Source organism: Haloarcula rubra, from assembly GCF_019599465.1.
Classification (GTDB): domain Archaea; phylum Halobacteriota; class Halobacteria; order Halobacteriales; family Haloarculaceae; genus Haloarcula; species Haloarcula rubra.
In genome coordinates this window covers 129318-148914 of sequence record NZ_RKLR01000003.1, presented here as the reverse complement: position 1 = coordinate 148914, position 19597 = coordinate 129318, and the positions used below count along the sequence as shown (strand labels likewise).

The 19597-nt window shown below is 67.5% G+C and carries 19 protein-coding genes; 6 read left to right on the top strand and 13 right to left on the bottom strand.

From position 1 onward, the window contains the following. Positions 1 to 430: 430 nt before the first annotated feature. A complete protein-coding gene (locus EGH21_RS09070; RefSeq protein WP_220618156.1) occupies positions 431 to 1765 on the top strand; it encodes a glycerate kinase type-2 family protein in 1335 nt (444 codons plus the stop codon). A gap of 511 nt (positions 1766 to 2276) precedes the next feature. Here EGH21_RS09070 and EGH21_RS09065 read toward each other — a convergent pair. From EGH21_RS09065 to EGH21_RS09050, 4 genes are all read right to left on the bottom strand, one after another. Continuing rightward, positions 2277 to 2897, bottom strand: a complete 621-nt coding sequence (locus tag EGH21_RS09065; RefSeq protein ID WP_236035487.1) for a DUF7344 domain-containing protein — start codon at positions 2895 to 2897, stop codon at positions 2277 to 2279. A gap of 252 nt (positions 2898 to 3149) precedes the next feature. Then, positions 3150 to 4520, bottom strand: a complete 1371-nt coding sequence (locus EGH21_RS09060) for a nucleotide sugar dehydrogenase (RefSeq protein ID WP_220618155.1) — start codon at positions 4518 to 4520, stop codon at positions 3150 to 3152. Beyond that, positions 4501 to 5502, bottom strand: a complete 1002-nt coding sequence (locus EGH21_RS09055) for a Gfo/Idh/MocA family protein (RefSeq protein ID WP_220618154.1) — start codon at positions 5500 to 5502, stop codon at positions 4501 to 4503. The genes EGH21_RS09060 and EGH21_RS09055 overlap by 20 nt, the downstream gene beginning before the upstream one ends. Positions 5503 to 5527: 25 nt before the next feature. After that, positions 5528 to 6601 carry a DegT/DnrJ/EryC1/StrS family aminotransferase gene (locus tag EGH21_RS09050; RefSeq protein ID WP_220618643.1) on the bottom strand — a complete coding sequence of 358 codons (1074 nt, stop codon included), beginning with the start codon at positions 6599 to 6601 and terminating at the stop codon, positions 5528 to 5530. Positions 6602 to 6964: 363 nt separating this feature from the next. Between EGH21_RS09050 and EGH21_RS09045 the strand changes: the two genes are divergently transcribed. Continuing rightward, on the top strand, positions 6965 to 7507 hold the full coding sequence (locus EGH21_RS09045; RefSeq protein WP_220618153.1) for a winged helix-turn-helix domain-containing protein: 543 nt from the start codon (positions 6965 to 6967) through the stop codon (positions 7505 to 7507). Between the two features lie 165 nt (positions 7508 to 7672). After that, complete coding sequence (locus EGH21_RS09040) at positions 7673 to 7954, top strand: winged helix-turn-helix domain-containing protein (protein ID WP_220618152.1); 282 nt, start codon at positions 7673 to 7675, stop codon at positions 7952 to 7954. A gap of 5 nt (positions 7955 to 7959) precedes the next feature. On the opposite strand, the gene EGH21_RS09035 is transcribed toward EGH21_RS09040, so the two are convergent. The 4 genes from EGH21_RS09035 to EGH21_RS09020 form a co-directional block, all read right to left on the bottom strand. Further along, positions 7960 to 8103: a hypothetical protein gene (locus EGH21_RS09035; RefSeq protein ID WP_220618151.1), complete on the bottom strand. Its 144-nt coding sequence runs from the start codon at positions 8101 to 8103 to the stop codon at positions 7960 to 7962. An 83-nt stretch (positions 8104 to 8186) separates the two neighbouring features. Then, a complete protein-coding gene (locus tag EGH21_RS09030) occupies positions 8187 to 8441 on the bottom strand; it encodes a HalOD1 output domain-containing protein (RefSeq protein WP_220618150.1) in 255 nt (84 codons plus the stop codon). Positions 8442 to 8509: 68 nt separating this feature from the next. Continuing rightward, positions 8510 to 9721 carry a carboxylate--amine ligase gene (locus EGH21_RS09025; protein ID WP_220618149.1) on the bottom strand — a complete coding sequence of 404 codons (1212 nt, stop codon included), beginning with the start codon at positions 9719 to 9721 and terminating at the stop codon, positions 8510 to 8512. A gap of 75 nt (positions 9722 to 9796) precedes the next feature. Then, entirely contained in the window at positions 9797 to 10723 is a 927-nt protein-coding gene (locus EGH21_RS09020; RefSeq protein WP_220618148.1) for an NAD-dependent epimerase/dehydratase family protein, read from the bottom strand. A gap of 171 nt (positions 10724 to 10894) precedes the next feature. On the opposite strand from EGH21_RS09020, the gene EGH21_RS09015 reads away from it, so the two are divergent. From EGH21_RS09015 to EGH21_RS09005, 3 genes are all read left to right on the top strand, one after another. Beyond that, entirely contained in the window at positions 10895 to 11995 is a 1101-nt protein-coding gene (locus EGH21_RS09015; RefSeq protein WP_220618147.1) for a DegT/DnrJ/EryC1/StrS family aminotransferase, read from the top strand. Then, on the top strand, positions 11992 to 12996 hold the full coding sequence (locus EGH21_RS09010) for a Gfo/Idh/MocA family protein (RefSeq protein ID WP_220618146.1): 1005 nt from the start codon (positions 11992 to 11994) through the stop codon (positions 12994 to 12996). The genes EGH21_RS09015 and EGH21_RS09010 overlap by 4 nt, the downstream gene beginning before the upstream one ends. 110 nt (positions 12997 to 13106) lie before the next feature. Continuing rightward, positions 13107 to 13304: a hypothetical protein gene (locus tag EGH21_RS09005; protein ID WP_220618145.1), complete on the top strand. Its 198-nt coding sequence runs from the start codon at positions 13107 to 13109 to the stop codon at positions 13302 to 13304. Positions 13305 to 13347: 43 nt separating this feature from the next. Here the strand turns inward: EGH21_RS09005 and EGH21_RS09000 are convergent, their stop codons facing one another. From EGH21_RS09000 to EGH21_RS08980, 5 genes are all read right to left on the bottom strand, one after another. Continuing rightward, complete coding sequence (locus EGH21_RS09000; protein WP_220618144.1) at positions 13348 to 14205, bottom strand: methionyl-tRNA formyltransferase; 858 nt, start codon at positions 14203 to 14205, stop codon at positions 13348 to 13350. A gap of 43 nt (positions 14206 to 14248) precedes the next feature. Next, entirely contained in the window at positions 14249 to 15718 is a 1470-nt protein-coding gene (locus EGH21_RS08995; protein WP_220618143.1) for a flippase, read from the bottom strand. Next, a complete protein-coding gene (locus EGH21_RS08990) occupies positions 15715 to 17544 on the bottom strand; it encodes a hypothetical protein (RefSeq protein ID WP_220618142.1) in 1830 nt (609 codons plus the stop codon). Before EGH21_RS08990 ends, EGH21_RS08995 begins: the two co-directional genes overlap by 4 nt. Positions 17545 to 17622: 78 nt before the next feature. Then, positions 17623 to 18567, bottom strand: a complete 945-nt coding sequence (locus EGH21_RS08985; protein ID WP_220618642.1) for a glycosyltransferase — start codon at positions 18565 to 18567, stop codon at positions 17623 to 17625. 5 nt (positions 18568 to 18572) lie between these two features. Next, a complete protein-coding gene (locus EGH21_RS08980; RefSeq protein WP_220618141.1) occupies positions 18573 to 19577 on the bottom strand; it encodes a lipid II:glycine glycyltransferase FemX in 1005 nt (334 codons plus the stop codon). Between the last annotated feature and the right edge of the window lie 20 nt (positions 19578 to 19597).

Below are 19597 nucleotides of genomic sequence, written 5' to 3'. Positions count from 1 at the left end.
CCGCGTATGGTGATATTGGTGTACGAACAAGGTAGGGGCGTCGCGGCCAGGGTCGAGGCCTCCACTGGTCCTGTCCCTCGCCCGCGTCGCGACGAGAGCGATACTCCCGACCCTCGGCGGGTCGGAGTCTCGACGGCCGAAGCGGAGCGCGTGGTGCACGTCCGAACCCAAGTCGGGGCCGGGAACCTGGGAGTCTCCGGTCCGAACGTACCACCGCTTTTCCGGCGGCGTAGCCCTCACGGACCGTCGGTGACCACACCGTTTTCCACCGAGCGGCGGCGACACAGTGACACACGGCGGCACCGCTACACTGTCGGGCCGACACGTCAGGTGGAGACCACCCACGTCTGCGAGGCTCTGTTCTTCCCGAACCAGAACGTCGAGCACGGACTCGACACAGGTTTTTGCCGGTGGCGCTCGACGTCCGGGTATGTTCGCCGACCGGTCGTCGCTGGCACGGACTGCACACCACGCCGTCGCGCTGGACTGCCTCGAAGCGGCCATCGAGGCGGCCGCGCCGGACAGGGCGGTTCGAGCGGCAGTCACGCGGGACGGCGACACGCTTCGTGTCGGTGAGTCCGAGTACGACCTCACCGAGTATCGCGAAGTGGTCGTGGTCGGCGGCGGGAAGGCGAGCGTCGGCGTCGCACGGGCGCTCGAAGACGTCATCGGTGACCGACTCACGGACGGCGTCGTCGTGGCCGAACACGCGGAGACGCTCGACACCGTCTCGGTGCGCGTCGGCGACCACCCGGTCCCGTCCGAGCGCACCGTCGAGGCGACGGCGACAGTGCTAGAGACGGTCCGGGCCGCCGACGAGTCGACGCTCGTCCTGTTCGTCGTGACCGGCGGGGCGAGCGCCCTGTTGACGGCGCCGGCGGGCGACCTCCCGCTCGCGGCCCTCCGCGAGACGACGACGGGACTACTCGAGAGCGGCGCGCCGATAGCGGCCATCAACGCCGTCCGCAAGCACCTCTCGGCCAGCAAGGGCGGCCAACTCGCTCGCCTCGCAACGCCGGCGACCGTCGCGACGCTGGCGCTCAGCGACGTCGTCGGCGACGACCTCTCGGTCGTCGGGAGCGGGCCGACCGTCCCGGACGAGACGACCTACGCGGACGCGCTGGACGTGCTCGACCGCTACAACGTCACCGTCCCCGACGCCGTCGAGACGCACCTCGAAGCCGGCGCGGCGGGCGAGATTCGGGAGACGCCCGGCCCCGACGACCCCGCCTTCGACCGGGCGACGACCCACCTCGTCGGTACGAACGCAGTGGCGTTAGACGCGGCCGAACAGTCGGCCGCGGACGCCGGCTACACCCCCCTCCGACTGACGTCGCGGCTCCGCGGGCCGGCCCGACACGTCGGGCCCGTGGTCCACTCGATCGCCGAGGAGATAGCGGCGACGGGGCACCCGGTGTCGCCGCCCGCCGTCGTCGTCGCCGGCGGTGAGACGACGGTCACCGTCGACGGCGAGGGCGGTCGCGGCGGCCCGAATCAGGAACTCGCGCTGGCCGCCGCTGTGGAACTGACCGGCCCGTCGGTGCTCGCCGCCGTCGACACGGACGGCGAGGACGGCAGTTCCGACGCCGCGGGCGCTCTCGTCGACCGGGAGACGGTGCCCGAGGAAGAGCGCCGACGCGCGACCGACGCGCTGGATACACACGACGCCGGGGGCTACCTCGACGCCGTCGGTGCGACGCTCCACACCGGCCCGACCGGAACGAACGTCAACGACGTCGTGGTCGTCGTCGTTCCCGATGTCTGACTGGTCGACGGACTCGGCGGACCGTTCACGGGCGGCGTAAGACTATCCTACTGCAAGACAGCGCCGGGTTCCAGTCGGTCGCTCGCCGGTTCCGGTCCCGGTCTGTGGCGCCGTCACAGGGGTCGGCTTGATATCTGTAAGCAGTTTTTTACAATACCGATAGCTCTCATCGGCTGTGATGCCGGCACGGTTTCGCACCGGTTCGCCGGTGCGCTATCGGTCGGCCAACCTGAGAACACCACCCGAACGGTACACCATCCACTTGTGTCCGACGCAGACCACTGAGGGGCGGCCAGCCAGCCCGTGTACCCCATCCGACTCGTACCGAACGTGCTGGCCACCCCCATTTTCACCGCACCGTACCCCCACGACCAGAGGGCCGTACTGTCTCGTGGACCACTGACCAGCGTGCCCGTCGACGACGCCTTCCCCGCCGCTACGCACGGAATGTTCGATTGTAGATGGACGGGAGAGCTGGTCGGACGCCGGTCCGGTGCCGAACACTTTCGTCTCAGGCCTCGGCTCGGGCGTCGACCAGCCAGTGCACGCCAGAACAGAACGCGAACGTCGCGACCACCAGCCCCAACAGCGTCAGCAGTACGCCGCCGCTGAAACCCATGACGGCCGACAGGCCGAGGATGGCGACGCCGATGCCCGACACGACGGCGTAGTAGTGGTGCCAGTCGACGACGGCCTCGTCGCTCGGCCGGTCCAGATACTCCATCAGGTGCTCCGCGGCCGGTGCCAGACGGACGTGCCCGCGGTCCTGATTGAAGTCGACGACACCCATGTCGTCCATCTTCGGGAGGTGACACTGGTAGAGGCCGACGTAGACGCGCTTGCGCTGACTCGACGTCAGGGCGTCGGTCGTCGTGTCGTTCTCTATCGCGGCGACGTGTTCGGCCAGTTCCCCGAGCGAGACTCGCTCGTCGTCCTCTAGGTCGCGGAGATAGTGGAGTACCTCTCGTCGGCGACTGTTCTTCAGTATCTCGAATATCAGGTCTAACGACAAGTCCTCTGGTTCACTCTGTTCTGTCTCGGCGTCGCTCGCCGCTGTCTCCACCGACTCCGAGTCCGTGGGAGTCGGATCCTCTATTCCAGCACCGGTGGTGGGTTGGTCCTGCGTGCTCATGTTCAAGCCCTCCTCGGCCCGGCATTCGGGCGGCGGTGTCGACCGCGACGACGGCAGCGCGATGGCCGCACCCCCAGATGCAGCCGCGACAGGTGCGCCCGTCCGAACCCAAGAGCGTGTCAAATCAGACACGCTTTTGGCACTTAATACTTTGTTACTTATTGAATCTGATACTTGTTAGGAGCGGCACAGGTTCTGGATGCTCTCCTTAACCGCGGTAGCGAACGATTGTTGAGTTATCGCTCACTCACGCTACGAACGCCCACTTCCGATAGTGTAGACGGCGGGCGAATCGTCCTCGACGACGTCGCGCGTATCGACCACCACGCCGTTCTCGAACGCGTCGAACGCCACCGTCTCGTAGTCCTCGTGGGCCGTGACGAGGACCACCGCGTCGAACTGCGACGCGGCCGACTCGATGTCGTCGTGGTCGAGCGGCGTCGCTTCGAGGTCGGGGACCTCGCCGACGTCGACCACCGGGTCCGTCGCGTACACGTCGGCACCGAGTTTGGAGAGAGCGCGCGCGATGGGCCGGGCCGGTGCCTTGCGCGTCTCGTCGACGCCCGCGCGGTAGGCGACGCCGAGCAACAACACGTCGGCGTCCGCGACGTCGGTGCCCTCGTCGCCGAGCAACTTGACCACCGAACTCGTGACGAAGGCCGGCATCGCGTCGTTGACCGACCGACTCGTCTCTATCAGCGGGAGGTCCGTCTCGACCTGCGAGGTGAGGAAGTGCGGGTACAGCGGGATACAGTGCCCGCCGACGCCGGGTCCGGGGTCGTGGATGTGACAGAACGGCTGGGTGTTCGCCACCTCGATGGCCCGCCGGACGTCGACGTCGAGGGGGTCCGCCACGCGCGCGAGTTCGTTCGCCAGCGCGACGTTGACGTCGCGGTAGACGCCCTCGAACACTTTCACGCACTCGGCGCTCGTGGCGTCGCCGGCCCGGACGACCTCGTTGCTCGTCACCTCGTCGTAGAGCAGGCTCGCGACGCGCTCGCTCTCCGCGTCCACGCCGCCGACGACCTTCGGGTAGGCTCCGCGGATGTCTCGCAGTGCTCGGCCGCTGGCCGTCCGCTCCGGGCAGAACGCGACGCCGAACTCCTCGGGATCCAGTCCGCTGCGCTCGGCGAGTCGCGGCGCGACCACGTCGCGCGTCGTCCCGGGGGGGACCGTCGACTCGACGACCACGAGGTCGCCCGGCGAGAGGCCCTCGGCGATGGCGTCGACGGCCGCGAGCAACGCGGAGAGGTCCGGGTCGTTCCGGTCGTCCAACAGCGTCGGAACGATGACGACGTGGAACCGCCCGTCGGCGGCCGCGTCCACCGGGTCACCCGTCACCCGGAGCGAGCCGGCGGCGGTCGTCTCGGCGACCAACTCGGCGAGTCCCGGTTCGCCCTCGACGGGGGACTCGCCCCGTTCGACGGCGGCGACCACCTCCGGGTCGATGTCCGCACCGACGACGTTCCCGGTGACGTCGGCGAGGACGGCCGCCAACGGCAGTCCCATCTTCCCGAGGCCGTACACGGCGACCGGAACGTCGCCGGTGACGAACGCCTCGCGGAGCGCCGGGCCACCGCTGTCGGCGGCGTAGACCGCGCTCTCAGGTCGTACTGCCGTCACTGACGCTCACCTCCGCTAGACCGAGGTCCCGGGAGGTGGCGAGGTCGCTGATGTCGCGGGCTATCGACAGCGCCCGGAGCCCCTCCTCGCCGGTGACGCGTGGCGTCGACCCGGCGGTGACGCACTCGACGAACGACCGGAGCTCGCGTTTGAGCGGCTCGTCACTCTCGACGGCCGGCCGCTCGATGATGCTCTCCTGTGTGTACCGGACGTCGCCGTTCTCGGTGTGGTAGGACGGGTCCGTGTGGCGGTAGATGCGCATCGACTGGTCCATGAAGTCGACGGCGACGTGGCACTCGCGGGTGGTCACGGAGAGGTCCCTGATGCGTTCCTGCGTGATTCTGCTGGCGGTCAGCGAGCAGACGGTGCCCCCGGCGAACTTCATCTGGGCGTCCGCGTAGTCCCCGTCGCAGGCACCGACGGCGGTGACGCCGTCCACTTCGTCGTCGAACAGCGAGCAGACCACGTCGATGTCGTGTATCATCAAGTCCATCACCACGTCGTCGTCGACGTCCCGCGAGACTGGCGGACCGAGGCGACGCGCGGAGGCGGCTATCGGGTCGAGGTCCGCCAACACGTCCTGCAACACGTCGACGACGGGGTTGAACCGCTCGATGTGGCCGACCTGTAACTGGACGCCCATCTCGGCGGCGCGGTCGATGAGTTCCTGACCCTTCACCGGGTCGCGGACGAACGGCTTCTCGATGAGGACCGAGACGCCAGCCTCGATGGCCTCCATTGCGACGTCGTAGTGGAACCGCGTCGGGACGGCGACGGAGACGAGGTCGACGACCTCGAGTAAGTCCGACGGGTCGGCGACCGAGGTGCCGTACTCCGCGGCCGTCTCGGCGGCGGAGACGGGGTCGGCGTCCGCGACGCCGACGAGGTCGACGCCCGGTATCTCGTTGTACACGCGGGCGTGGTGCGTGCCCATACTGCCGACGCCGACGACGCCGGCGGCGAGCGGTTCTGTGCTGTTCATCGTGGGACCTCTCTGAGGGCGATAGTCATTGTCTGAATTCGGTGAGAGCGAGGGTGACGGCGCGAACGTCCCGCGGGGACAGGCCCGGATGGACCGGGAGCGACAGGACCTCCTCGGCGGCCCGTTCCGCTTCGGGGAGGGACGCGTCCACGTCGTCGTAGGCCGGTTCCTCGTGAATCGGCGTCGGGTAGTACACGGCCGAGGGCACGCCGTAGTCGTCGAGGTGTGCCCGAAGGGCGTCGCGGTCGGGACAGCGGACCGTGTACTGGTGGTAGGAGTGGCGACAGCCGTCGGGTTCGACGGGCGCGACGAGGTCGGTGTCCGCGACGGCGTCGTCGAGGGCTCTAGCGTGGTCGCGTCGCGCCGCGACGTACTCGTCGAGTTTCGCTAGCTGGGCGCGGCCGATGGCCGCGCAGACGTCGGTCATCCGGAAGTTGTGCCCGACGGTCGCGTGGTTCCCCTCGCCGTCGCGGCCGTGGTCGATGAACTGCCAGAGACGGTCGGCGACGTCGTCGTCGTCGGTGACGACGATGCCACCTTCCCCGGTCGTCATGTTCTTCGTCGGGTAGAAACTGAAGCAGGCGGCGTCGCCGAGGCTGCCGACGGGGTCGCCGTGGTACGTCGCCCCGTGGGCCTGTGCCGCGTCCTCGACGAGTGCGGCGTCGTGCCGGTCGGCGATGGCTCGCAACTCGTCCATCGGGGCGGGACAGCCGTAGAGGTGGACGGCGAGGATGGCGTCGACGCCACCGACCGCGTCGGCCGTCGCCGCGACGCTCGCGGGGTCCAGGTTGTACGTCGCCGGGTCGATGTCGGCGAACACCGGCGTCGCGCCGGCGTGCCTGACGGCGTTGGCCGTCGCCACGAAGGAGAAGGGCGTGGTGAGGACGGTGTCGCCGTCGCCGACGTCCAGCGCCTCGAGGGCGGCGTGGAGCGCCGTGGTGCCGTTGCTCGTCGGCACGCCGTGGGAAACTGTACAGTACGTCGCGAACTCCTCGCCGAAGGCTTCGACCTCGTCGCCGCCACTCAACCGACCGGAGTCGAGGACGGCCCTGATGCGTCGCAACTCGGCCTCACCGACGTCCGGTGCCGCTATCGACATCGAGACGTCGATAGAGTGGGCGTCGGTCACGTCCGCTCACCGCCGTCGAGGGACGGGTGCCGACGCCGCTCGGTCGGCTTCGGTTGTACAGCTATCACGGTTTGCGGCAAGCAAAGTGAAGCCATTGTTATGCGCGCCCTGTGTCACGAAGGCGCAGACTTCACAGACACCCGGGTGTGGCCGTCTCCGCCGATTCTGCAGCGTGGATACCACGTGGCTACCCAGTCGTTTCGCCCGGGATACCGACCGACCTCCGTATGATATGTGATACGTAACAAAGGCCGGTGCCTGTGATGGTCACCCAACAGTGGCCTCACGACCCAGACGCTCGCGCCCCCGACGTAGTCATACCCGGAGGGAGTGATGACGGGACAGCACCAGCGGCTCTCTCGCGATACCGTGTTCGAGGTGCTGAGCAACAGCCGTCGGCGATTCATCCTGGCGACGCTCAGACGGCGCGGGTCACCGATATCGGTGAGCCGTCTCGCCAGACTCATCGGGGCGCACGAAGACGACGTCTCGCCCTCGGAGATAAGCGCGAGCGAGGAGAAGCGCGTCTACGTCTCCCTCTACCAGTCACACATCCCGAAACTGGAGGCCGCCGGGTTCGTCGAGTACGACGAGGAGGCGCGCTCGGTGATGGAGACGCCGGCGACGGCCGAGATAGACCGCTATCTCGGCCCCGTCCCGCCCGCGGTACACTGGCCGCGACTCAACGGTATCGTCTCCCTCGCCGCTGGAACGACGTTCCTCGCGTCGGCCGCCGACGTCGGCGTCCTGACGGCGCTGTCGCCGTACACCGTCGGCGGTGCCGTAGTCCTCGTCTTGCTCTCGGTCACAGTCGCACAGTACGCCGACCACAGACGGCGCAGCAGCGCCCGTCCCCCCGAACTCAGAGAACACTAATGTCACGACACAACACGCACCGGACCGGGTCACACAGGAGAGTCGACACCGACGAACGACCGTCCGCGCCCGGGCGACGCAGGCGAACGGCACCGCGCGACGACCGACGACACACCGGGAGGCGTCCGACCGGGGCGTCCGTGTGGACCCACGAGGTGCGAACCGATGGCTGACTCGGACCCGTGGGACGAGGTCAGCTACGTCATCAGCTCCCGGTATCGCGTCGAGACCCTCCGCCGGTTGGCGGAGGGGCCGGCGACGCCGTCGCTCATCGCCGACGAGACTGACCTGAGTATCGCCCACGTCTCGCGGGCGCTGCAGGAGCTACGGGACGCCGACCTCGTGACGCTGCTCGTCTCCGAAGACCGCCGGAAGGGACGGGTCTACGGAATCACGGACCCGGGCCTCGACGTCTGGAACACCATCGAGACAGAGAACATGCTGTGAGCGATTCAGTCGGTCGCCGAATTCGCGTCTCCCTCGGGGTCCGTCATCGCTTCGTCCGGGAGTAACTGTTCCGGGCGCCGCCGATGCTTGGGCGTCCGCGCGAACTCCGTGATGCGTTGCCACTCGTCCGACGTCAGATGACCACTCATGCAGTGTGTTAGTGACCACCACGCCGACTTCGTAATTCGTCGGTTAGGGCGAGAAAGTGGTGCTTTCCGCCACCGGTGACGCGTCAGTTCTGCTGGACGGTGATGCCCGCTTCGGAGACGCGGACGGTGGCCCCCTCGTGTTCGAACCGGAACTCGACGTCCGTGTCACCGTTCTGGAACAACTTGTCGAGTGCGTCCGGATCGATAGACTCCGCCAGTGGTGTCATCTCCACTGGACTTTTTCCGATAGTCGACGCGAGCCGTCGCGCAACTGTGGTGCTGACGGCCTCTTGTGGCCGAAACTCGAACGTGTCACCGACCCCCTCAGTGTCACACATCTCCATACGAAACGGCACACAGTATTGATATATATGTTTTTTGCTGTATCTGTAAGTGTTCGAACTGTTCACCGATCGGTGGGAATCGGGAAAGCCGAGCGTACCGTGTTCCACAGGTCCCGAGCGAACGGGCCGGGGTCGTCGCTGCTGAGTACGTCGAAGCGAGGCTGGGTGGCCAGCGACGAGAGTACGTCCACGGCCGTCCGCGTCAGCGACGGTTTGGGGACGAACGGGTACGACTCGGTGGCGACGCTGAGGAGGTGGACCGCTTCCCCACGCAGGAGGTGCGACGCCGTCCCCGGAGTGTACTCCGGGTCGAACGGACCGGTCACCCCGTTGGCGAGGTGCCAGTAGTAGAGCGGGTAGTCGACGCCGGCGTGGTGGTCACAGGGCATCGACGACCAGAACCGGGGGTTTATCTCGAGCATCTTGAACGCGCCCGTCTCCTCGTCGCGGATGAACCCGACCGAGGCCGGGCCGTGCCACTCCAGTTCGTCGAGCAAGGCCAGCGCGGCCGCCCGAAGGTCGGGGATGTCGACGGCCTCGTGGTAGATGCTCGGCCCGCGCGGGTACTTGTAGCCGCGCCGGAGCGCCTTCTGTGTCGTCAGGACCGGTTCACCCTCGTCGTAGAGCGCACGGACGGTGTACTCGGTTCCGGGCACGTACTCCTGGACTATCGGGACGTGGCCCATGCGTTCGGTCAGGTCCTCGACGTCCGGCCGGTCACCGGGTTCGATGTACTGGGTGTTCGGCGTCGGGTGGACCGCACCGGGTTCCATCCCCTCGACGTAGTGGCCGGTAACCAGCCCGTACCGTGCCTTCGCGATGAGCGGGCGGTCCCACTCCGGCACGTCGTCGAGGAGCCACGTCTCGGGGACGTCGACGCCGGCCCGTTCAGCCGCCGCCACGAGTTCGACCCTGTCGTGTGCGACGCCCAGCGTCTCTATGTCCGGCCAGACCGGCCGGAGGTGCTCGGCGAACGCGTCCCGGTACTTCGAGAGGACGAAGACGTCCTCCTCTCGCACGGGTGCGACGGTCTCGACCGACGGCCGGGCCACCAGGTCGAGTAACGTATCGCGGTAGCCGTGCAGGTCGGTTTGCGGGTCGGGCAGCGAGACGCGCTCGTCGACGTACTTCGAGGCGTAGACCGGTGGATGCGCCTGCTCCGAGGCGGCTATCGTCCTGATGCCACGGCGGCCGAGCGCTCGAACGATACTCAGCGGTGCGGCCGAAGTGTTCGAGACGACGACAGCACTGCCTCGCATCCCAGAGTCCTCCATACCGCGTCATCGGTGCGACTATCGAAAGTAAACAGTACCGTATCGGCCGTAAGCGCCACGTTCCGGCCGTCTCGGTCACTCGTCGGACGCGAGCGTGAGTGCGAGGCCGTCCCGGAGCGTCACCGACGCCTCGAAGTCGAGGTGGTCACGAGCGGCATCCACGTCGGCCTCGCTCCTGTCGATATCGCCCTCCCGCGGCGGGACGTGTTCGACGGGGACGTCGGCACCGACCACCGCCCGGACCGTCTCTGCGAGGCGGTTGATGGTGACGCTCTCGCCCGTACCGACGTTGAACGGGCGGCCGACGGTGTCTGTCGTCGCCGCCCGCAGGTTCGCCCGGACGACATCGCCGACGTAGACGAAGTCGCGCGTCTGGTCGCCGTCGCCCTCGACGGTCAGCGGGTCACCGGCCTGTGCCTGCCTGACGAACGTGCCGATGACGCCCGCGTACTCCCCGTCGAGGCCCCGCGGCCCGTAGACGTTGAAGTACCGGAGCGGGACCGTCGGCAAGCCGTACGTCTCGGAGTAGAACGCGGCGTACTGCTCGTTGAGGCGCTTCTCGAAGCCGTAGGGCGAGGCGGGGTCGACCGGGGCGTCTTCCGAGACGGGGACCGACTCCGGGTCCCCGTAGACGGCGGCGCTGGAGGCCAGTACGACACGGGCGTCGTGGCGGCGCGCGCAGTCGAGGACGCCGAGGGTCGCCGACCCGTTCAGGTCGTGACAGGCGACCGGTCGCTCGACGGACTCGGGGACGCTGACCATCGCGGCTTCGTGGAACACCACGTCGGCCCCGGCCATCGCCTCGTCGACGGTCGATTCGTCTCGGACGTCACCCTCGACGACGGTGACGTCGTCGGGGAGGTAGTCGCGTGACCCCGTCGAGAAGTCGTCGAGGACGGTCACGTCGTTCGTCGGCGCGAGCGCGGCGACGAGGTGGCTCCCGACGAACCCCGCGCCGCCCGTGACTAGGACCTCCCGTTCGCTGAGCGAGTCCACTGCCATCTCGACCGGTGCGTGCGTGGACTCGGCGTAAGTTATGCGGTGACGAACGGTGTGTTGGGTGTGCCTACGGGTCGCCCCCCGGTGTGTTCGGCGCCGGCAACCGACGGTCTGCGCACGCGTTCGCGCGAACGGAGAGTATAACAATGACTGTCACTCTGAAAGTCGTCGCTGATGACGGAACAGGTCCCGTTCACGGACGTCTACGTCGACGACGACATCGTCGACAGCGTCGTCGAGACGCTCGAATCGCGGCGCTACGTCAAGGGCCCGCGAGTCGAGGAACTCGAAGCACAGTTCGCCGAGACGTGCGGCGTCGACCACGCCGTCGGCGTCAGTAGCGGGACGGCCGCACTGTATCTGGCGATGAAGAGCGCCGGCATCGGCGAGGGCGACGAGGTGCTGGTCCCCGGCCACACCTTCTTCGCGACGGTCAGCCCCGTCCTCGAACTCGGTGCCGACCCGGTCTTCGTCGACGTCGACCCGCAGACGTACACGATGAGCGGGACGGACCTCGCGCGTAAGGCGTCCGACGCCGACGACGCGTCGGCCGTGGTCCCGGTCCATCTCTACGGCCACCCGGTCGAGATGGAGACGGTCAAGAGCGTCGCCGACGCACACGACCTGACCATCGTAGAGGACGCCTGTCAGGCTCACGGCGCGACGTACCGGGGCGACCCCGTCGGGAGCCTCGGCGACGTCGCCTGCTTCAGTTTCTACCCGTCGAAGAACATGACCGTCGCGGGCGACGGCGGCATCCTCGTCACCGACGACGCGGACATCGCACGGACGGCCCGCGAGTTGCGCAACCACGGCCGCGACGGCGACGGCAACCACGTCCGACTCGGCCTGAACCACCGTCTCGACGAGGTCAGTGCGGCCGCAGGTCTGGAGCAACTCTCCCATCTGGCCGACTGGAACGCCGACCGGGCCGCCGCCGCGGACCGCTACCGCGAGCGACTGGCCGACGTCGACGCCGTCGAACTCCCGGTCGAACGCGAAGATGTCACACACGTCTATCACCTGTTCGTCGTGCAGGTGCCCGACCGGGACGGGCTCCGGGCCTATCTGGACGACGAGGGCATCCAGACCGGCATCCACTACGACCCGCCGGTCCACCTGACGCCGGCGATGCGGGACCACCTCGCCGAGGTTCCCTCCCTCCCCGAGACGGAACGGGTCTGTGAGCGAATCGTCTCCCTCCCGATGCACCCCCGCATCACGGACGAGGAGATAGACCGCGTCTGCGAGGCCATCCGGGGGTACTACGGATGAGGTACGGCGTGGTCGGCACGGGCTACTGGGGGAAGAACCACGTCCGCGTGGCCCGAGAGCTACTGGACGAGGGCCGACTGGACGAGGTGGTCATCTGCGACACGGACGAGCGCCGCGTCGAGTCGCTGGCCGACTCCTACGACCTCCCCTACGTCACCGACGTCGCGGAGATGGACGTCGACGCCGCGACGGTGGCGACCCCCTCGACGACCCACCGCGCCATCGGGACGGACATGCTGGAACGCGGCATCGACCTCCTCGTCGAGAAACCGCTCGCACTGAACGCCGAGGACGCCTGGCATCTCGTCGAGACGGCCGAGGACAACGGCTGTTCGCTGGGCGTCGGGCACATCTTCCGCTACCACCCGGCGCTCCGGGCGCTGAAACGCCGCGTCGACCGCGGCGAACTCGGCCGCATCAAGTACCTCCAGACGCGGCGGTTCTCCTTCCGCGTGCCCCGCCGGACGACCGGCGTGCTGTACTCGCTGGCCGTCCACGACGTCGACGTCTACGACTACCTGCTGGACGCGCGCCCGGACACGGTCCACGGCCGGTTCGACTCGTTCGTCCGCGAGGGCATCGTCGAGACGTCGACGCTCACGCTCGGGTACGGTAACGTCACCGGCGTCATCAACTCGTCGTGGCAGATTCCCGTCTTCGACAAGACGCGTGACCTCGTCGTCGTCGGGTCGAACCGGTCGGCGTACATCGACTATCTCGAGAACACGAAACTGGAACTGTTCGACGCCGAAGTGTTCTCCGACCCCGAGGACGGCCTGAAGTCGCGCAACGACGGCGCTATCGTCCACACGACGGACGACGAGGAACCGCTGAAGACCGAAGTCGAGGCGTTCGTCGACGCCTGCGAGTCCGGCGAGCACCCGCCCGCGAGCGGCGCGGTCGGAGCCCGCGCCGTCGAGACGCTGGAACACGCCGAGCGCTCCGCGGCGAAGAACGAGGTCGTCACCGTCGACCGGCCCGGACTCGCGACCCAGTTCTGAGTGGCCCCGGAGACGCCATCGGGGGCTGGCACCTTCGGCCTCGGTCGGTAGAGCGGGTCGAGCGAGCCACGAGGGGAAGGGTTTGAGTACGTCTGCCCATAGAGGGACGTATGGATACGAATCGGCTGAAGGAACTCGCGCCCCACTACGTCGCGATGTTCGTGCTGGTGTTTCTGGTACTCGCAGTCGTTCGCGCGTTGGTGGGCGAAATCGGTTTCTGGACCGAGTTGGCCGTCATCGTCGTCATCGTCTTCGCGTACCGTCCGGTCGTCGTGCGACTCGGTATCGGTCCCAGCGGCTGGGAGTAGTGGGCCAGACCGTACGCTACTCGAAGCCGTCCGAGAGCCTCCCCTAGTCCTGTGCGAGGGCCGTCGACGTCGCTTCCCGCTCGACGTCGAACTCCGGGACGGATGCGTCGTCGAAGATGTCCGTGTACGAGGCGGCCGTCAACTGGACGCGGTGGCCGCCCAGTTCGGTATAAGCCGGCTGGAACGGCGGGAAGTCGAGTGCGCGAATCTTGTCGTACACCGCCAGTTGCGTCGCCTCGTCGTCGGCCGCCAGTCGCTCCGGCGGAATCAGCTTCTCGCCGTCGAGACTCTCTTTGGTGTAGAAGTAGCGCTCGCCCTCGTAGGCCGCCTGCGGCGTCGCGAGCTGGTGGACCTGCCCGTCTTTCAGCGTCTGGAGGTGTTCGCGGAACATGGCGACCGACGCCTCGGTGACGCGGTCGTACAGCGTGCGGGCGGTGTCCGTCTCACGGATGGGGACGAAGTCGCGGGCGAGGACGTCGCCGGCGTCGACGTCCGGTGCCATGACGTGGAACGTCGTGCCGTACTTCCAGTGGTCGTCCTCCCGGGCGTTCATGATGGCGTGGCTGAAGACGTTGCTCCCCCGGTAGCGGGGGAGTTCGGCCTGGTGGAGGTTCAGCGGTGCGACGTTCGGGTGGTCGAGGAGTTCCTCGCCGAGGATGTTCGGGTAGTAGACGCTGAGGAGGTAGTCGACGTCGTAATCGAGGACGTCGCGCTCGTCCGCGCGCGTGACGACCGTGTGACCGAGGCGTTCGGCCCGGTCGTACAGACACCCGTCCCACCACGTGTCCTCGTCGGGGCCGTAGGTGACCACCAGTTTCACGCGGAAGTCGTCGTCGCCGGTGAGTAGTTCGAGGCATCGTTCGCCGAGGGGGTGGCTCCCCATGAACGCGACCGAAGGCATGGGCCGTCCTAGCCCAACGGGAGCCGTAGTTATGGAGTGCCTGTCAGGTGATGAAGGACAAGACGGCGCGGGGTTCGAGCAGGCCGCTGGCGACCGAGAGCGCCGCCCAGATGGCCCCGCCGAGCAGGATGGCGCCCGCGAGCGTGAACAGGCCCGTGACGTACGGCATCACGGTGTAGACGACGCCGCCCATCACGACGGCGATGGCGGTGACGCGAGCGAGGTGGTTCCCGACGGCCGCCGCGTCGAACGGGAGTTCCCGGTGGAGGTAGTACATGTTGACGAGGCCGTACCCGGAGTACGTGAGGACTGTCGCGATGCCCGCGCCGAGCGCTCCGAGTGGTGGGATGAGCACGAGGTTCAGGCCGACGTTGCCGACGGCGCTGGTCCCGCGGGCCACGGCCCGCACGCGGGCGAGGCCGAGGTAGTCGAGCGTGTTCGCGGTTATCTTCTCTATCGCGCGCATGATGACGAAGACGCCGTACAGTTGAATCAGCGGAACTGCGCCGAGGTAGTCGGGCCCGACGACGAACCGGACCATCGGTTCGGCGACGACGAGGAGGCCGGCGGCGGCCGGGACGTACAGCAGGAGGATGTTCCGGAGCGACTGCTCGTAGATGTTCGCCGCCCGGTCGCGGTTCTCCGCGGCTGACTGCTCCCCGAGCGTCGGCGTGACGGCGTACCCCAGCGACTGGGCGGGGACGATGCAGAGGTCGGCGACCTGTCGGGCGAGCGTGTAGAACGCCACGGCCACCGGCGTCGACAGCATCCCGACGAGGACGGTGTCTATCTTGCTGTCGAGGACGACGCTCGCCCGCGTGGCCGCCGTCGGGACGCTGTACCGGAGCAGTCGGCGCCGGAGACCGGTTTCGGCGTCCTCGGTCCTCGGGAGTCCCCGGTAGAATCGCGTGTACAGGAGCACGAACCCCAGCATCGCGGTCAGACCGAACCCGAGGACGTAGCCCGCCATCGCGCCGACGACGCCGTAGCCGAGGACGACCAGCGCCACGGCCGCACACAGTCTGACGACGCTGTTCGTCGCGGTGAGGACGGCACTGTACGTGACTGCGTTGAACGCTTGGAACACGGACCGCTCGTAGCTGATGAACGAGCGGCCGGCGACGTAGAAGCCGCCGACGGTCAGGACGGGTGCCACCTCGGGCCGGTTGAGCAGGGCCGCGAGCGGTGCGCTGGCGAGCGAGATTGCCGCCGAGACGCCGACGGCCATCGCGAGGACGCCGTAGAACGACCACCGCATGATGTGGCGGACCTGCGTCTCGTCCTTCTCGAGGTACTCGTTGACGTATCGGGCCGTCGCCTTCGTCAGCCCGAGCGTGCCGAACAGTTCGGCCACGCCGACCACCGAGACGGCGAAGTAGAGCAGTCCGTACTGCTCGGGGGCGAGGAGGTACCGCGTGAAGACGAGGAGGAGCGCCCCGTTGGCGACGGCGTGGACGACCCGAGAGAACAGCGTCGCTTTGAACCCCTTGGCGATGCGCTCCCGGAGCGTCATCGGAGGCAGTCCTCACCCCTGACGAAGTAGAGTCGGTAGTCGCCGTTCGACTGGACTCGGTAGACGTCGGGGTTCTGCCGGAAGGAGCGGAACGCCTCGGCGGAGTAGCGGAAGCCCTCGTACAGGCCGATCTCCTTCTGGTAGTCCTTGGAGGTCAGCGGGACGTACCGACAGTGGGAGTAGTGGGTCGACTCGTTGTTGCCGAACACCGCGAACGGTATCTTATCCTCCTTCCCGGGGAAGTGCTCGCCGGTCGGCGTGTAGTCGGAGTAGGTCGTCCCGTAGTAGGCGTCGACGAACCGGCGCGGGCCACCGCGCGGCCCCGCGAACCACACCGACGGGTCGCGGTTCTCGAAGGTGGTGACGTGTCCCTCGTAGTACGTCTCCGGGACGTGGTCGGAGTCCTTGTAGATGTGCGGGGACTGGTGGAGAATCATGGCCTGTGGCACCACGAGGAGGACGAGGACGACGGCGACGGCGGCCCGCCAGTTCTCCGTCGAGAAGTCCAGTCCGAACGGGATGCCGTCGGCGACGGCCACCGCGGCGAGGATGGTGACGAACACCATCATGAAGCCGAGGTAGCGGAACGGCTGACGGGTGACGCTCGTGACGAAGAAGATGCCGAACAGCATGAACACCGGCACGAACCCGAAGGTGAGGTAGCGCAGCATCGCGTTCCGGTCGGGGTACCGGTCGTCGAGTCGGTCGGACATCGCGGCGAGCATCACGAGGCCGGCGACTATCGAGAGGACGGTGCTGACGAGGAACACCTTGGCGAACAGGATGCCGATTCCGCTCCCGATGGCCGACAGAGAACTGCTGGACTGAGATATCTCGTCGGCAGGGTTCGCACCGTACAACAGGCCGCTGACGACGGCCCCCATCGTCCCCGTCGCACGTTCGAACCGGGGCGTCCACAGCGCGAAGAACAGGCCGACGACGACCGCCTGCGGGGCGAGCGACCGGTGGCCAGTGATGCGGTCCTCGAACTGGACGTGGCCGTACAGTTGCGCGAGCACCTGCAGTCCCAGCCCGGCGACGATGACGAGCAGGACGTTCGACCCGGCCTGTGGGTGGATCAGGATGGCCGAAACGCCGACCAGCGTCAGCACGACACCCAGCGGCGTGACGATACGGACCCCCTGAGCGGTCAGCAGCGACTCCCTATCGCCGAGGTACCGGAGGAGGACGTACAGCGCGAACGGCGTGAAGAAGATGGCCTCGCTCGTCGGGTACGGGAAGATGAAGGTGTGGATGTTGTTGATGGGCAGAAAGAGCAGGGCGAAGAACGTCCCGACGGCGACGGCGTTCGAGCGAGCGGCGATGCGGGCGACACAGAGTGCGGTGAAGAGGACGTAGAGGCCGACGAAGAAGAGGACGATCAACTGGAGCGAGCGGCGCGGCGGCAGCCCCGAGACGCTCGTCAGGGTGACGGCCGTGCTGTGGATGCCCGGATAGAGGAAGTTGACAGGGTTGAGCGACCCCTCGGCTATCATCCGCGTCCAGCCGAGGTAGCTGAGCGCGTCCCCGACGCCGTAGTAGTAGTAGTCGCGAATCATCGGCAGGAGCGTCACGGAGAGGCCGACGAGCGTCCCGAGGAGGAGCGCGAGCCGGTGGCGCGCCGTCGCGACCGGTGCGTTCAGACTGACGAGGATGGCGGTGACGAAGGCGAGGGCTACCCCCACCCAGAACGGCGTCGGCGTCGCGCTGTAGATGGATATCTCGTAGCCGGTCGGGACGTGGCTCGCGGCCACGGTGACTCCGACGGTGAAGGCGATATAGCCGACGAGGAGGGCGGCGACGTGACGGCGACGTTTCGAGGACATGACGGCTATCTGGAACCTGCTGGGGGGTGTTCAGCCATTGTTATGGTCTGTCTGTGAACGGTATGTCCGGGTTTCTGGTCATTCGTCTATCACGTCTTCGTAGACACCGACGATGCGTTCGCCCATCCGCTCAAGCGCGATGGCGTCGGCGTACTCGCGGCCGTCCGACCGTTCGCTCTCGCCCAGAATCTCGGCCAGTGCGTCGGCCAACGCGGCGTCGTCGTCGCTGACGGCACTCGGTTCGACCGGGGACAACCGCGTGCGGACGTCGCCGACGTCCGTCGAGACGACGGGCAGATTACAGGCCATCGCCTCCTTCACCGTGTTCGGCGACCCTTCGCGGCGCGAGGTCATCAGCATCGCGTCCGCGGCGTTCAGGTAGTACGGCATCCGGTGGTGCGGGACGCCGGTCGCCGTGCGGAGCGACACGTCGGCGTCGACGCGGTCCCGGGCACTGTCGACGACGCGTTCGGCGCGTGGATAGTTCTTCACGTCTCGTTTCGGCGGGTACGGGAAGAGGACGATGCGTTCCTCGTCCGGCCAGCCCAACTCCTCGCGGGCCGTCGACTGGTCCATGGGTCGGAAGACGGAGAGGTCGACGCCGTGTGGGATGACCAGACACTCGCCGTCGTATATCTCCGCCATCCCCTCGGACATGACGATGACCTCGTCACAGAAGCGGGCGAACTGCTGTGTGACCGGCCCGTACCTCCCCATGAGGTCCGACCCCCACAGCGAGAGGACGACCGGGAGAGTCGGTTGCGCGACGGCCATGGGCGCGGTCAGGCCGTAGTTCGCGTGGATGAGGTCGTAGTCGTCGAGCGAGTTCGCCAGCACCGACGGGTAGAACTTCGCGTAGTCGAGGATGGAGCGCTTGCCGTCCTCGTCGGCGTCGATAGACTCAGAGCGGTTCCGACCGGGGACCGACAGGGTGGTCAGGTCGACGCCGCGGCGCTCTAGCTCCTGTACCTGCGCCCGGAAGAACTGGGCGTCCTTGTTCGTGACGAGGTTGAGGACCCGAATCGTGGTCACCGTGTCACCGCCGTGAAGGCCGATTTCGCGATGTTCATCGCCGCGCTGTCCGTCTCGATAGCGTAGTAGGGGACCAGTTCGCCGGCGAACTTGCCCTTGTAGTCACAGAGGCGTCTCGTGTTCGCGCCCATCAGGTCGTACTCGGTGATGGCCTCGAAGGCCGGGTCGGTGAGGACGTCCTCGATGACCCGCCAGTGGACGAGGCTGTTGACGCTGACGCCGTCGTGTTCGGTGCGCGCACCCCCCTGCCAGAAGTACGCGGTGTCCGGGCCGTACAGGACCGTCACTCCCGAGACGAACTCCCCGCCGCCGTCTCGCGCGACGTACGCTCTGGCCCGGTCGCCGAGGCCCGTGACGAGGTCGCGGACGTAGGCCCACGTGAGCGGGAAGCCGCGGTCCTGGTCGACGTACCGCTCGCGAGTCGTCTCGTACACCTCCCTGATGGCGTCGAGGCCTTCGACGGAGACGGTCACGTCGCTCTCCCGTCCCCGGCGGATGTCCCGGCGGAGGCTCTTGCTGAACGACCGGAGGACGCTGTCCGGGTCCGTGTCGGCGAGGTCGACGACGTACGTGAACTGCGTCGAGAGGTCGAAGTCGGCCCACTGGAAGGGGCGAGGGTCGCCGTAGTGGCGTGGTGTCAGGAGGCGGACGAGGGACAGCGCCCTCGTCGCCCCGAGGTCGTCGAGGACGGCCTCGACGAACTGTTTGTTCACGCGCTCGCGCTTGCGCTGTTTGGGGCTGGTCGGCATCACGATGGGACCGAGTCGGGGGATGTTCATACCGGGCGGCGGGGACATGAGCGTCCGGCCCACGGTCCGACGCGTCTCGACGATGGGGAGCAGGCCGACGGGTTCCTGTCCCTTGAACCCGCCGAAGAGGACGAGGTCGCCGTCGACGTGCGTCTCGATAGCCGACAGCGCCGCTGGGAGATGGAAGACCTCGTACCCGCTCGACGGCAGTGCGTCCCCCCACTCTGGGAGTGTCAGTCGTTCGACTCGCATCTTGCGGTCCCGAGTCACCT

Excerpts from the sequence above, each read along its gene's own strand:
- EGH21_RS09070 (WP_220618156.1), top strand. The coding sequence starts at position 431 with ATGTTCGCCGACCGGTCGTCGCTGGCACGGACTGCACACCACGCCGTC.
- EGH21_RS09065 (WP_236035487.1), bottom strand. The coding sequence starts at position 2,897 with ATGAGCACGCAGGACCAACCCACCACCGGTGCTGGAATAGAGGATCCG.
- EGH21_RS09055 (WP_220618154.1), bottom strand. The coding sequence starts at position 5,502 with ATGAACAGCACAGAACCGCTCGCCGCCGGCGTCGTCGGCGTCGGCAGT.
- EGH21_RS09050 (WP_220618643.1), bottom strand. The coding sequence starts at position 6,601 with ATGTCGATAGCGGCACCGGACGTCGGTGAGGCCGAGTTGCGACGCATC.
- EGH21_RS09045 (WP_220618153.1), top strand. The coding sequence starts at position 6,965 with ATGACGGGACAGCACCAGCGGCTCTCTCGCGATACCGTGTTCGAGGTG.
- EGH21_RS09040 (WP_220618152.1), top strand. The coding sequence starts at position 7,673 with ATGGCTGACTCGGACCCGTGGGACGAGGTCAGCTACGTCATCAGCTCC.
- EGH21_RS09035 (WP_220618151.1), bottom strand. The coding sequence starts at position 8,103 with ATGAGTGGTCATCTGACGTCGGACGAGTGGCAACGCATCACGGAGTTC.
- EGH21_RS09030 (WP_220618150.1), bottom strand. The coding sequence starts at position 8,441 with ATGTGTGACACTGAGGGGGTCGGTGACACGTTCGAGTTTCGGCCACAA.
- EGH21_RS09025 (WP_220618149.1), bottom strand. The coding sequence starts at position 9,721 with ATGGAGGACTCTGGGATGCGAGGCAGTGCTGTCGTCGTCTCGAACACT.
- EGH21_RS09020 (WP_220618148.1), bottom strand. The coding sequence starts at position 10,723 with ATGGCAGTGGACTCGCTCAGCGAACGGGAGGTCCTAGTCACGGGCGGC.
- EGH21_RS09015 (WP_220618147.1), top strand. The coding sequence starts at position 10,895 with ATGACGGAACAGGTCCCGTTCACGGACGTCTACGTCGACGACGACATC.
- EGH21_RS09010 (WP_220618146.1), top strand. The coding sequence starts at position 11,992 with ATGAGGTACGGCGTGGTCGGCACGGGCTACTGGGGGAAGAACCACGTC.
- EGH21_RS09005 (WP_220618145.1), top strand. The coding sequence starts at position 13,107 with ATGGATACGAATCGGCTGAAGGAACTCGCGCCCCACTACGTCGCGATG.
- EGH21_RS09000 (WP_220618144.1), bottom strand. The coding sequence starts at position 14,205 with ATGCCTTCGGTCGCGTTCATGGGGAGCCACCCCCTCGGCGAACGATGC.
- EGH21_RS08995 (WP_220618143.1), bottom strand. The coding sequence starts at position 15,718 with ATGACGCTCCGGGAGCGCATCGCCAAGGGGTTCAAAGCGACGCTGTTC.
- EGH21_RS08990 (WP_220618142.1), bottom strand. The coding sequence starts at position 17,544 with ATGTCCTCGAAACGTCGCCGTCACGTCGCCGCCCTCCTCGTCGGCTAT.
- EGH21_RS08980 (WP_220618141.1), bottom strand. The coding sequence starts at position 19,577 with ATGCGAGTCGAACGACTGACACTCCCAGAGTGGGGGGACGCACTGCCG.